The sequence below is a fragment of the Bradyrhizobium sp. genome, assembly GCF_027451485.1.
Taxonomy (GTDB): Bacteria; Pseudomonadota; Alphaproteobacteria; order Rhizobiales; family Xanthobacteraceae; genus Bradyrhizobium.
Genome location: NZ_DAIDJE010000082.1, coordinates 1 through 12287, shown reverse-complemented (window position 1 = coordinate 12287; position 12287 = coordinate 1). Strand labels below are relative to the sequence as shown.

General features: G+C 63.3%; 10 protein-coding genes. 6 read left to right on the top strand and 4 right to left on the bottom strand.

The features are described 5' to 3' along the window. The 3 genes from NEZ08_RS11235 to NEZ08_RS11225 form a co-directional block, all read left to right on the top strand. The coding region (locus NEZ08_RS11235) for an outer membrane beta-barrel protein (protein WP_298106825.1) at nt 1-625 on the top strand (625 nt) is incomplete at its 5' end. An 81-nt stretch (nt 626-706) separates the two neighbouring features. Then, nucleotides 707-868: a hypothetical protein gene (locus NEZ08_RS11230; protein ID WP_298106823.1), complete on the top strand. Its 162-nt coding sequence runs from the start codon at nt 707-709 to the stop codon at nt 866-868. A 513-nt stretch (nt 869-1381) separates the two neighbouring features. Then, on the top strand, nt 1382-1546 hold the full coding sequence (locus tag NEZ08_RS11225; RefSeq protein WP_298106821.1) for a hypothetical protein: 165 nt from the start codon (nt 1382-1384) through the stop codon (nt 1544-1546). A gap of 1173 nt (nt 1547-2719) precedes the next feature. On the opposite strand, the gene NEZ08_RS11220 is transcribed toward NEZ08_RS11225, so the two are convergent. The 4 genes from NEZ08_RS11220 to NEZ08_RS11205 form a co-directional block, all read right to left on the bottom strand. Next, nucleotides 2720-3517 (bottom strand): enoyl-CoA hydratase/isomerase family protein, encoded by a 798-nt coding sequence (locus tag NEZ08_RS11220; protein WP_298106820.1) that lies wholly within the window; start codon nt 3515-3517, stop codon nt 2720-2722. A 36-nt stretch (nt 3518-3553) separates the two neighbouring features. Then, a complete protein-coding gene (locus NEZ08_RS11215) occupies nt 3554-4759 on the bottom strand; it encodes an aminotransferase class V-fold PLP-dependent enzyme (RefSeq protein ID WP_298106818.1) in 1206 nt (401 codons plus the stop codon). Nucleotides 4760-4946: 187 nt separating this feature from the next. Next, nucleotides 4947-6278 carry an MFS transporter gene (locus NEZ08_RS11210; RefSeq protein ID WP_298106816.1) on the bottom strand — a complete coding sequence of 444 codons (1332 nt, stop codon included), beginning with the start codon at nt 6276-6278 and terminating at the stop codon, nt 4947-4949. 260 nt (nt 6279-6538) lie between these two features. Beyond that, the gene (locus tag NEZ08_RS11205) at nt 6539-7747 is read right to left on the bottom strand and encodes an alanine--glyoxylate aminotransferase family protein (protein ID WP_298106814.1); all 1209 of its coding nucleotides are present in this window, start codon (nt 7745-7747) and stop codon (nt 6539-6541) included. Between the two features lie 135 nt (nt 7748-7882). On the opposite strand from NEZ08_RS11205, the gene NEZ08_RS11200 reads away from it, so the two are divergent. The 3 genes from NEZ08_RS11200 (at nt 7883) to NEZ08_RS11190 (ending at nt 12283) form a co-directional block, all read left to right on the top strand. Further along, a complete protein-coding gene (locus NEZ08_RS11200) occupies nt 7883-8608 on the top strand; it encodes a GntR family transcriptional regulator (RefSeq protein ID WP_298106827.1) in 726 nt (241 codons plus the stop codon). 271 nt (nt 8609-8879) lie between these two features. Further along, the gene (locus NEZ08_RS11195; RefSeq protein ID WP_298106813.1) at nt 8880-11825 is read left to right on the top strand and encodes an FAD-binding and (Fe-S)-binding domain-containing protein; all 2946 of its coding nucleotides are present in this window, start codon (nt 8880-8882) and stop codon (nt 11823-11825) included. Between the two features lie 29 nt (nt 11826-11854). Next, nucleotides 11855-12283, top strand: coding sequence for a heme-binding protein (locus tag NEZ08_RS11190; protein WP_298106811.1), 429 nt, complete (start codon nt 11855-11857; stop codon nt 12281-12283). The last annotated feature ends 4 nt before the right edge of the window (nt 12284-12287 follow it).

Genomic DNA, 12287 nt, shown 5'->3' with positions numbered 1-12287 from the left:
GCTGCCGGCTCCGCTGATCGGAACCAACGGCGCCAGCAACAACGCCGACGGCTTCATCGGCGGCGCCCAGGCCGGCTACAACTGGCAGGTCACCAACTGGCTGGTCGGTCTTGAGGCGGATATTCAGGGCAGCGGTGAGCGGGGATCCTCGACGATCACGTGCGTTGGCTGCGCGGATGTCGGCACGGATATTGTGACCAATCTGAACCAGAAGCTGGAGTGGTTTGGCACCGTCAGGGGTCGCATCGGCGTTCTTGCGACGCCCGATGTGCTCTTGTACGCCACCGGCGGTCTGGCTTACGGCCAAGTCAATGTCGACGGCACCGTGACCGGCAACGGCGCGACAGGCAATACGACCGTCGTCCTCTCCGGTGTTTCCTCGACGCGAGCTGGCTGGACGGCCGGCGCCGGCGTCGAAGGTCACATCGGCGGCAACTGGACCGCCAAGCTCGAATATCTTTACATGGACCTCGGCACGGTCGGTGCGGGGCCGGTGCCGCTTACCGGCATCCTCGTGACGCCCCGCCAGCTTCCTGGCCTGTCCTACTCTTCGCACTTCACCGACAATCTGCTGCGGGTTGGCGTGAACTATCACTTCGGCGGACCGGTGGTAGCGAGGTACTAACTAGAGGCGTTCTTTTTCGAGTTGCAAATATGCAACTTGCGGTTCCGCCGCTCCCTCGTCGAATGAGGGGCGCGTCCAGTTATGCATGGCGCGCGCGGCAAGCCGCTTGCGGTCGGCTTTCTTGGTGTAGAGCTGGGGCATCTGGTGACCGGACCTACCGAACAGGCGTTCAGTTCCGCTTCGCTTGCGCCGCTCTCAGCGGCGATCGTTGCTGACGCCTTGCGCAAGCCGTGGCCGGAGTAACCCTTGTCTTTCGAACCTCGCTCTGTCACCGGAATGCCAGCGGCCTCGACGGATTCACGATGACGCGCGCCAGAGGCGATAAAAGGCGAGATCGAGATCTCGAAGGAAGAGGCGGTCAAGCTGGGGCAGCAATCGGCCTCCGGATCGACTGCCGGCGAATGGCGGCGTTGCCGTTGAACGCGGACTTTCTCCCAGATCTGGAAGAGCAGGATCATGAGATCAGAGGAAGGTCGGAGAGGCTCGCAAACGCAGCGTTTAAGTTGTTCCAGGAACTCGCCGCGAATGAGCCTGAGCTCATAGTAGCGACCAGCCCACGAGTCATCACCGAACACGCGCTGCGGCCTCGACTATGCGACCGTCGCCGCGGTCATCGCCGGATACGACATCGACGCCGCCCGCGAGCGCTGGCCCGGCTATTCGGAAACCCACCTGCGGCCGGTCGCTAAGCGCGCGAAACCCAAGCCAACAGAACCGGCACGAGCCGGTAGCGGCGGCGTAGCTCCGGCGGCCTGGATGCCGCCGGGCCTCCAATCCGGCGGCGCAACCGTCACAACTTCCCATCATCGGGTTGCCTTCAGTCGGCTGGCCGGCGTCACGCTGATAGCCGGAATCGACGCTGACGCGATCGGCACCGCCGCGCCGGCGACCGTCGCCATGCTGCGCTGTATGGCCGCATGAACCGCCGCGCGTACGCCAGATAAACAGCCTTAGATTCCCGTATCTCAGTGTACCTGAGGTTTATCTGAGGCTTGCGATTTCGTTCGCTACGATTACGACAAAACGTAATAGCGATATGAGGTTACGTTATATCGTAATTAGTGCGCGCGCGAGCGTCACAGGTGATGCCGTCACGTGTGCGGCCATTTTCTTCGACGCCCCCCGTTACTTGCCTGGAAATGTAACGTGCAATTCGGAAATCTTACGAAGCCGTAATGTTGGCGTCGATCCAAGCGTTGCCGGCGTCCGTGATCGTCTCAGTCGAAGTCGTGGAACCTGGCCGGCTCCGACGGCAGCACGCCGCCGCCGCGCTGTCGTCTCTACGACCAGCATCCCAACCAACCTGCTTCATTCCAAAGCAGCCAGCGCAACAAACCGATCTATAGGGGTCTTACTCACTAGGTCGAGGGACCTCTGGCGCATTGATTGAAGGAGAACAGCGCCATGCAGCAAGTACTCCAGCGCTCCAGTCTGGCGCCGCGTGGGTTTGTTGTAGAGAGTGCGTGCTAAGAGGGTGATAAGGCCGTCATCACGGTCCGGGCGTCCGAATCGGACACCAGATCTTCACTGAGCGTTTCGCCGACGGGATATTGGCTCCATCGGCGCAACGCGTGGCGAGGCTGGACTCATCGTCCATTACCTGGGTCTGGCGCTTGGCGGTCGACCGCGGCTTATGCTGCCAGTAAGCAAGGGCTCCTGCGTGTCGTCCGACGCCGCAGCCGTTCGCCGGATGATCCTCTCAAGGTCATCGGCATCGATGAATGGGGATGGTGACGTTTGAGAATGGCCGCTGGTGCCAGGTCGCGCCGCAGAAGAAGGCCGCACAGCAAGCAGTTCGGGAGCGTGGCGGAACGGCAGACGCGCCGACCTTGGCAGTTCGCGTAGTCTAACGAAAGCGTACTTTTTTATCAGTGAGCTCGATTCAAAGTTGCTTGGTCGAAGGCAAAACCATCCGCCCCGCCGGGCATTCGCCTGCAGCGGTACATCAGATCGCGCCACCGTTAAGAAGGCGTCGGGGCCTTTTTGCCACCGCAGCTTCTACTTCCTAGCGCCACTGCCTCTCGAACAAAAGCCCGGCTTACGGCCGGGCTTTTTTATTGGCTGCGATCAGACGGTCGAACCTGTGGCCCGCGCTCACTTCCCCTTGAAGTTCGGCGCGCGCTTGTTGAGGAAGGCGTCCATGCCCTCGCGGAAATCCTCGCTCATATAGGCCTTGAGGATCAGGTCCTCGCCCTCGTCGCGGGAAAGCGTCCGGCGAATCCGTCGCACCGCTTCTTTCGTGACCTCGAGCGTGATCGGCGCATGGCCGGCGACGAGCTTTGCCGTCTCGTCGGCTCGGCGCTGCAGCACCTCGACGTCGGGCACAACCTCGTTGAGCAGGCCGAGCGCGAGCGCTTCGGGCGCTTCGACGAGACGCGCCTTGAAGATCAGATCCTTGGTGCGCGCCGGCCCAATCAGGGCCACGAGCCGTGAGATGTTCGACATCGACAGGCAATTGCCGAGCGTGCGCGCGATCGGAAAGCCGATGCGTGTCGTTTCGGTGCCGATACGGATGTCGCAGCAGGCTGCGATGCCCGCGCCACCGCCGGTGCAGGCGCCGGCAATGGCCGCGATCACCGGCACGCGGCACTGCTCGAGCGCGCTGAGCACGCGGTCGATCCGCGCTTCGTAGTCCAGCGAGTCCTGCGCAGTCTTGAAGGCGCGGAACTGCGAGATGTCGGTGCCTGAGGCAAACGCCTTGTCGCCTGCGCCGGTGATGATCAGCGCCTTGATCGAACGATCGGCGTTGATGCTTTCGCAGATCGAGGCCATCTGCTCGTACATAGCAAAGGTCAGGGCATTGCGCGCCTGCGGACGGTTGAAGGTCATCCGCGCGATGCCATCTTCAACCTTGTAGATCAGATCTTCATTCGCAGTGACGGGGGCGTTCATCTCGCACTCCTTCTCTTTTTGTTGCTCAGACTGGCGTTACGCCACCGCCGCCTTGGTCTGCGGCATGGCAACCACGTCGCGGCTCTTCAAGATGTCCATCGCGGCGAGCACGCCCCCGCTGCGATGCGGCACCTTGGCAAGGTCAAGCCCCATTTCGACGCCCGACAGCGTGCCCATCAGCATCAGATCGTTGAAGTGGCCGATATGGCCGATGCGGAAGGCCCTGCCCTTGAGCTTGCCGAGTCCCGTGCCGAGCGACATGTCGAAGTTTTCCAGCACCACTTTTCGGAACGCGTCCGCATCATGGCCCTCGGGCGTCATCACCGCGGTCAGCGCCGGCGAATAGGCATTCGGATCGAGACAGACGAGATCAAGACCCCAGACCTTCGCCGCGGCGCGGGTCGCGGCCGCATGGCGCTTGTGGCGGGCGAAGACGTTCTCGAGGCCTTCCTCCTCAAGCATCTTGATGGCCTCGCGCAGCGCGAACAGCAGGTTGATCGCCGGCGTATAGGGGAAGGTCCCGCTCTTGTTGATTGCGATCATGTCGTGCCAGTCCCAATAGGACCGCAGCGAAGTGTTGGTCTTCGAAGCCGCCAGCGCCTTCTCGGAGACCGCGTTGAAGCTCAGCCCCGGCGGCAGCATCATGCCCTTCTGCGAGCCGCCGACGGACACGTCGATGCCCCAGGCGTCGTGCTCATACTCGAGCGAGCCGAGCCCGGAAATGGTGTCGACCATCAACAGCGCCGGATGATTGGTGCGGTTCAGCGCCTTGCGCACGTCGAGCGGATGGGTAACGCAGCTCGTCGAGGTCTCGTTATGGATGACCAGCACGGCCTTGATCTGGTGCAACTTGTCGGCGGCCAGGCGCGCCTCGATCTCGGCGACATCGGCGCCGCGGCGCCAGTCGGTCGGCAGGAATTCGAGATCGAGCTTGAATTTCTCGGCGATGCCGCGCCACAGCACGGCGAACTGACCGGTCTCGGCCAGCAGCACCTTGTCGCCGGGCGAGAGCGTGTTGACGATCGCCGCTTCCCAGGCGCCAGTGCCCGAGGACGGGAAGATGATCACCGGCTGCGAGGTGCGGAAAATCCGCTGCATGCCCGAAAACACCGCAAAACCGAGTTCGGCGAACTCCGGACCGCGGTGGTCCAGGGTCGGCATGTCCATGGCCCGAAGGACCCGGTCCGGTATATTGGTAGGGCCTGGAATCTGAAGAAAATGCCGTCCTGTGTGCAGGGCCATGGGGCGTCCTTCCCGGAAATCTCAGCGCAGCCGCTCAACTATTGGCGGCCTTAATCCCCCACCCGGCCGATGCCGTCAATGCATAAGAATGGATAGACTTACCGCCAACCGTTTGAGGCCGCCGGCGGCGCGCCGGACGGCCGTGTTATGGGAAATTCCTCCGCCTCCGCAAGTCCCGAGGCGCGCCTCACGCCCGCTGCTCCACGCCAACCGGCGAAGCATCGCTCGTCTCCAGCACCGAGTGGTCAGGGTCGAGCCAGAACGCCCAGACGCCGGCCCCAACGACCAGAAGAACCGCCGCCACGATGAAAGGCGCCTGCCAGTTGCCGTATTGGACCAGGAAGCCGAACACGAGCGGCGACAGCGCCCCGCCGAAATTGCCGGCCATGTTCATCATGCCTGAGACTGTCCCCGAGTATTTGCCGCCGGCATCCATCGGGACGGCCCAGGACGGACCGATCGTGCATTCCAGGAAGAACATCGAGGCGGTCAGGCAATAGATCGCGGTGTAGGCGTTCTCGGTGAGCGCGGCCGGCACGATGCAGCAGCAGCATCCGAGCAGGCCGATGATGGCGACCGAGCGGCGCGCAATCCTGGTGTTGCCCGTCTTCTTCAACAGCCAGTCTGTCGCGAGCCCCCCGACGGTATCGCCGATCACACCGGCAAACAGCGGCATCGACGCGAACAGGCCGACCTTGATCAGCGTGAAGTGCCGGAATTCGACCAGATAGGACGGCAGCCAGCTCAGGAAGATCCACAGGCAATAGACGTAGGTGAAATAGGCGCACATGATCGCCCACATGTTCGGCGAACGCAGCAGCGTGCTCCACGGAACGGATGCCGCCTTGCGCTCGATGAACGCCGGTTTGACCGCGCCGGTCGCATCGACGCCGCGAATGTGCTTCAGCTCCTCGGAATTCACCCTGGGATGCTCTTCCGGCAGATTGCGATAGGACAGATACCACCAGATCGACCACGCGAATCCAAGCACGCCGCAGACATAGAAAGCCGATCGCCAGCCCCAACTCGTCATGATGAAGACCACGAGCGGCGGGGCGATCGCCGCGCCCAGCCGGCTCGCGCTATGCGTCACCCCCTGCACGAAGCCGCGCTCTTCGCGCGGATACCAAAGCTGCATCGAGCGCGTCGCTCCCGGAAAGGCGCCGGCCTCGCCGACGCCGAACAGGAATCGCACCGCGATGAACGACACCGCGCCGGTTGCCGCCGCCGTCGCGGCCGTCATCACCGACCAGTACGCTACGATGGTCCCGAGCACCGGCCTTGCGCCAAAGCGATCCGAAAGCCAGCCGCCCGGCACCTGGAACAGCGCATAGGCCCACACGAATGCGCTGAAGATCACGCCCATGGTGATCTTGTTGAAGCCGAATTCCTTGCTGATGATCGGGGCCGCCGCCGAGATATTGACGCGGTCCAGATAGGTGATGAGGTACATCAGGCAGATAAGGGCCAGGATGTACCATCGTCCCATGCTGCGGCGCGACTGTTGGCCTTCCATCATGAACTCTCCCTACCTGCTTTTCTTCGTGTTTAGATCGGCAGCCGCCGCTTACGCAATCGCCCCGGTCCAGGTTCCGACATTCGTGTTCCGTCGCGGCGCGTTCGTTTGCGAGCGTCAGAACCAAAAGGAGACCGGCTAGACATCTGATCCAGTGAAGCCTTGACTCTGATGTCGTTTGACGAGGCCTCTGCGAAACTGAAAGGAACGTCAGACCCGCTTCACGGAACGATGCTTCGCCAGCATCGCCTTGCCTATCCGACTTAAGGCTTGACCATCTTCAGATGGGTCGGCGCATTCGACTTGTCGGCATTTTCCAGCGACTTCATCGCGGCATCGACCCCGCCCGCGCGGTGCGGCACGCCCGCCGCCGACAGGCCCATTTCAACGCCCGACAGCGCGCCTAGCAGAGTCAATTCGTTGCATTCGCCGAGATGTCCGATGCGAAACACCTTGCCGGCCACCTTGGACAGGCCGGAACCGAGCGAGATGTTGTATTTCTCGAGCGTCACTTTCCGGAATTCGTCTGCGTTGTGCCCCGGCGGCATCAAGACGGCGGTCAGCACCGGCGAATATTCCGCCGGTTCCTGGCACAGCACTTCGAGCCCCCAATGCGTCACCGCCGCGCGCGTTGCCGCCGCCAGACGCTTGTGGCGCGCGAAGACGTTATCGAGGCCCTCTTCAAGCATCATGGCAATCGCTTCGCGCAAACCGTAAAGCAGGTTGGTTGCCGGCGTATAGGGGAAGAAGCCGTTCGCGTTGGGCTTGAGCATCTCCTCCCAGTCCCAATAGGAGCGCGGCATCTTGTTGGTTTTCGAAGCCGCGCGCGCCTTTTCCGATATCGCGTTGAAGCCGAGACCTGGCGGCAGCATGAAGCCCTTCTGCGAGCAGGAGACGGTGACGTCGACTTTCCATTCGTCGTGCCTGAAATCGACCGAACCGAGCGAGGAAATCGTATCGACCAGAAGCAGCGCCGGATGGCCGGCCCGGTCCATGGCTGCGCGAATCTCGGCGACCCGGCTGGTCACGCCGGTCGAGGTCTCGTTGTGCACGACCATGACCGCCTTGATGGCGTGCGACTTGTCGGCTTTCAGCTTCTCCTCGATTTCTGCAGGGCTTGCGCCGTGACGCCAGTCGCCCGGCATGAAATCGACGTCGATACCCCAGCGCGCCGCCATCTGCCGCCACAGCGTGGCGAAATGACCGGTCTCGACCATCAGCACCTTGTCGCCGGGCGACAGCGTGTTGACGATCGCCGCTTCCCAGGCGCCCGTGCCGGACGACGGAAACACGATTACCGGGCCCCTGGTCTGGAAAATCTTCTGGCAGCCCTCGAACACGGCCTTGCCAAGCTCGGCGAATTCCGCGCTGCGGTGGTCGATGACCGGCATGTCCATGGCGCGAAGCACCCGGTCAGGGACCGGGCTCGGGCCCGGGATGTTCAGAAAATGGCGTCCCTGGTGCTTGGTCATGGGGGTGCTCCTCGGTTTCGCCTTCAGGCCGGCCGCCCATATTGCATTCATTTTTAGCGGCATCAACCAAAACTTTGTACACAAAAAGGGTCGACGCCGGCCCTTCGCTCTCGTATGTTCCCTCGCATGAAACCGATGATTCCCAGCGGTACGGCGGCACTCGTCCTGGGCGGCGAGAGCCCGCGGGAAGAACAATCCCTGCACGACGAAATCCTTACCCGGCTGCGCGACCATATCGTCGAGGGCAATATCCCGGACGGCGGCCGCATCCCCGAACGGCAGCTTTGCGAAATGCTCGGCATTTCGCGCACGCCGTTGCGCGAGGCGCTTAAAGTCCTGGCGGCCGAGGGCCTGGTCGAGCTCTTGCCCAACCGCGGCGCGCGGGTGCGGGCCTTAAGCGAGAGGGACCTTCTGGAATTGTTCGACGTGATGGGCGGCCTCGAAGCCCTCGCCGGCCGGCTTGCCTGCGAGAACATCACCGATGAGGAAATCGCCGAAATCGAGCGGCTGCACTACGAGATGTACGGCTTCTATCTGCACCGCGACATGCACGGCTATTTTCAGGTCAATCAGCTGATCCATCAGAAGATCCTGGAAGCCTCGCGCAATGAAACACTGAAGGTGGCTTACGCCGGCTTTGCCGGCCGCATCCGCCGCGTGCGCTACTCCGCCAACTTCGCCCGCAAGCGCGAACGCTGGGGTGAGGCCATGCGCGAGCACGAGATGATCCTGGAGGCGCTCCGCCGCCGCGCCGGAAGCGAACTATCGGACATCCTGTTCCGCCACCTCCGCAACAAGCGTACGGCTGCGCTCGAGCACCTCAAGACGGGTGACGGCACCACCGCTCCCGAACTGGCTTGATGGGTTCAATCGGGGTTGCTCTCCCTTCCGCCGCGAAATTTTTTGCATTCAAATTGGAGAGCCGTTCCGGCAATTAAAATTAGGGCGCGCAACGATCATGAGTGAGCAGCGCTCCCTCTCCCTGCTTGAGGGGAGAGGCTTAGGGTAAGGGATGTCCGCGTAATGGTGCTTTGCGGAGAGTCCCCCTCACCCGGATCGCCACTTTCGACGCGATCCGACCTCTCCCCGCACGCGGGGCGAGGTGAGTCAGACCGATTTTAGCGGAGACAGAATGACCGATACGGACGTCAGGCTTCGGGACCGGCTCTCGCGCGAAATCACGGGCGACGTCCTCTTCGATTCCTTCAGCCGCGGTCGCTACGCAACCGACGCCTCGTTCTACCAGATCATGCCCGCCGGCGTCGTCGTCCCCCGCACCACCGACGAGGCGCTGCGGGCGCTCGCAATCAGCCGCGATGCAGGGCGCAAGGTGACCCCACGCGGCGGCGGCACCTCGCAATGCGGCCAGACCATCAATGATGGCATCGTCATCGATCTCTCCAAGCATCTCAACAAGGTCGTCTCGCTTGACGTCGAGAACCGGACCTGCGTCGTCGAGCCCGGCATCGTGCTCGACGATCTCAACCGGCAACTGAAGAAGCACGGGCTATGGTTTCCGGTCGACGTGTCGACAGCCTCGCGCGCCACGATCGGCGGCATGGCCGGCAACAATTCCTGCGGCGGCCGTTCCTTGCGTTACGGCACCATGCGCGACAACACGCTGTCGATGGATGCGGCGTTGGCCGACGGTACACTGATGCATTTCGGCGAAGTGTCGCGCGATCCGGCAGCATCGAATTCCGGGGACAAGGCGACGGCGCTGTTTCGCGACATGCTGGCGCTCGGGGCGCGCGAGGCCGCCGAAGTGTCGGACAAGTTTCCCAAAGTGCAGCGCCGTGTCGGCGGCTACAACCTCGATGCGCTCACTCCGCGCAACGCACCGAACAACATGGCGCATCTGCTGGTCGGCTCGGAAGGCACGCTCGCCTTCACCACGCGGGTGGAGTTGAAGCTGTGGCCCGTGATCCGCAACAAGGTGCTCGGCGTCTGCCATTTCGGCAGCTTCTACGAGGCGATGGATTCCGCCCAGCATCTGGTCAAGCTCAAGCCGATCGCGGTCGAGCTCGTCGACCGCACCATGATCGCGCTCGGCCGCGACATCGCGATGTTCAGGCCCGTGATCGAGGCCACCGTGAAAGGCGATCCGGACGCGCTCTTGATCGTCGAGTTCGCCGAGGAAGACCAGGCGGACAATCTGCAAAAGCTGAAACAGCTTTCTGAACTGATGGGCGACCTCGGCTTTTCCTGGAACAACGGCACCCGCAAATGGGGCGGCGTGGTGGATGTCATCGCGCCGGCTGTGCAGACCGCGATTGCGGATTTCCGCACCTCGGGTCTCAACGTCATGATGTCCATGAAGCAGGAGGGCAAGCCGGTTTCGTTCGTCGAGGACTGCGCGGTGCCCCTGCCCCATCTCGCCGACTACACCAATCGCCTGAACAATGTGTTCGCCAGGCACGGCACTCGCGGCACCATGTATGCGCACGCTTCCGAAGGCTGCCTGCACGTGCGCCCGGTGCTGAACCTGAAGCTGGAGAAGGACGTCAAGGCGATGCGCGCCATCGCCGAGGAAGCCTTCGCGCTCGTTCGCGAATACAAGGGCTCGCATTCCGGCGAACATGGCGACGGCCTGGTACGCTCGGAATTTCACGAGAGCATGTTCGGCGAACGCATCATCGCCGACTTCAGGGAAGTGAAGGAGCGCTTCGATCCAGGCCATGTGCTCAACCCGGGCAAGATCGTCGATCCTCCCAAAATGGATGACCGCTCGCTGTTTCGTTATTCGCCGGACTACGCCGTCCGCGAGTTGAAGACCGCGCTCGACTGGTCGGCGTGGCCCGGCGCGGGCGGCGGTTTCCAGGGCGCGGTCGAGATGTGCAACAACAACGGCGCCTGCCGCAAGCTCGAGGGCGGCGTGATGTGCCCGTCCTACCGCGCCACACGTAACGAAAAGGACGTCACGCGCGGCCGCGCCAACACGCTGAGGCTCGCGATCTCCGGCCAGTTGGGTACGGACGCACTTTCTTCCGATGCGATGATGGACACCCTGAAGCTCTGCGTGTCCTGCAAGGCCTGCCGCCACGAATGCCCGACCGGCGTCGACATGGCCAAGATGAAGATCGAGGTGCTGGCGGCGCGGCAGGCCAGGCATGGCCTTTCCTTGCGCGACCGGCTGGTCGGATTTCTCCCGCGCTACGCGCCGGTGTTCTCGCGTTTCGCCCCGCTCGCCAACCTGCGCAACAACAGCAGGATCCTGCGCGCGCTGTTCGAGCATGTCGCCGGCATCAGCGCCAAACGGACGCTGCCGGCCTTCCGGCGCGACGTGTTCGATCCGCACGACGAAGTGTTCGGCCCGGCGAACGGCCATGAAGTCGTTCTGTTCGCCGACACCTTCAATCGCACCTATGAACGCGAAAACCTCGACGCGGCGCTGAAAGTGCTGGTCGCGGGCGGCTACCGCGTGCACATCCCGAAGCCGACGGATGGCAACCGTCCGCTGTGCTGCGGCCGCACCTTCCTTTCCGCTGGTCTCGTCGATCATGCCCGCGCCGAGCTCGACCGGCTGGTTGCGACTTACGCGCCGTTCGCCGCGCGTGGCGTGCCGATCGTGGGCCTCGAGCCGAGCTGCCTTCTGACCTTGCGCGACGAACTCCTGTCGCTGCGCTCGGACGAGACCGCGAAGACCATCAGCGCGCAAGCCCTGATGTTCGAGGAGTTTCTGGTGCGCGAAGCCGCGGCCGGGCGTTTGTCGCTGCCGCTGAAGCCGATCGCGGAAAAAGCCATCGTGCACGGTCACTGCCACCAAAAGTCCTTCGGTGCGTTCAAGGCGGTCGAGCAGGCGCTGCGGCTGATCCCGGATCTGAAGGTCGAGACCATCGAGTCCAGCTGCTGCGGCATGGCGGGCGCGTTTGGCTACGGCGCCGACACCTACGACGCCTCGATCGAGATGGCGGAGTTGTCGCTGCTGCCCGCCGTGCGGCGCGCTGACGCGGGCACCCTCGTGATCGCCGACGGCACCTCCTGCCGCCACCAGATCAAGGACGGCACCGAACGCGACGCGCTCCATGTCGCGTGCGCGCTGGCGATGAGCCTCGACAGGGAGGCCGCAAGCTCTTAAATCCTCTTCACGCAATACAAGGAACGCCCATGTCCGAACTCACCCTCGATGTCGCCCGCAAGATCCTCGACGCCGCGCTGGCGAAGGCGGTCGAAAAGAAGCTGAAGCCGCTCGTCATCACCGTGCTCGATGCGCGCGGCGCGGTGAAGGTCACCGCGGCCCAGGACGGTACCAGCCTGATGCGGGCCGAGATCGCCCACGGCAAGGCCTACGGCGCGCTCGCCATGGGCATGGGCTCGCGCGCATTGTTCCAGCGCGCACAGGAGCAGGCCTATTTCGTCAGCGCGGTGAACTCGCTCGCCGAAGGGCGCCTGGTTCCGGTGCCCGGCGGCGTATTGATCCAAAGCGGTACGACGCTGCTCGGGGCGGTCGGCGTCTCCGGCGACACCTCCGACAATGACGAGATCTGCGCCATCGCCGGCATCGAAGCGGCGGGATTGAAGGCCAATCCGGGGTAGCCGC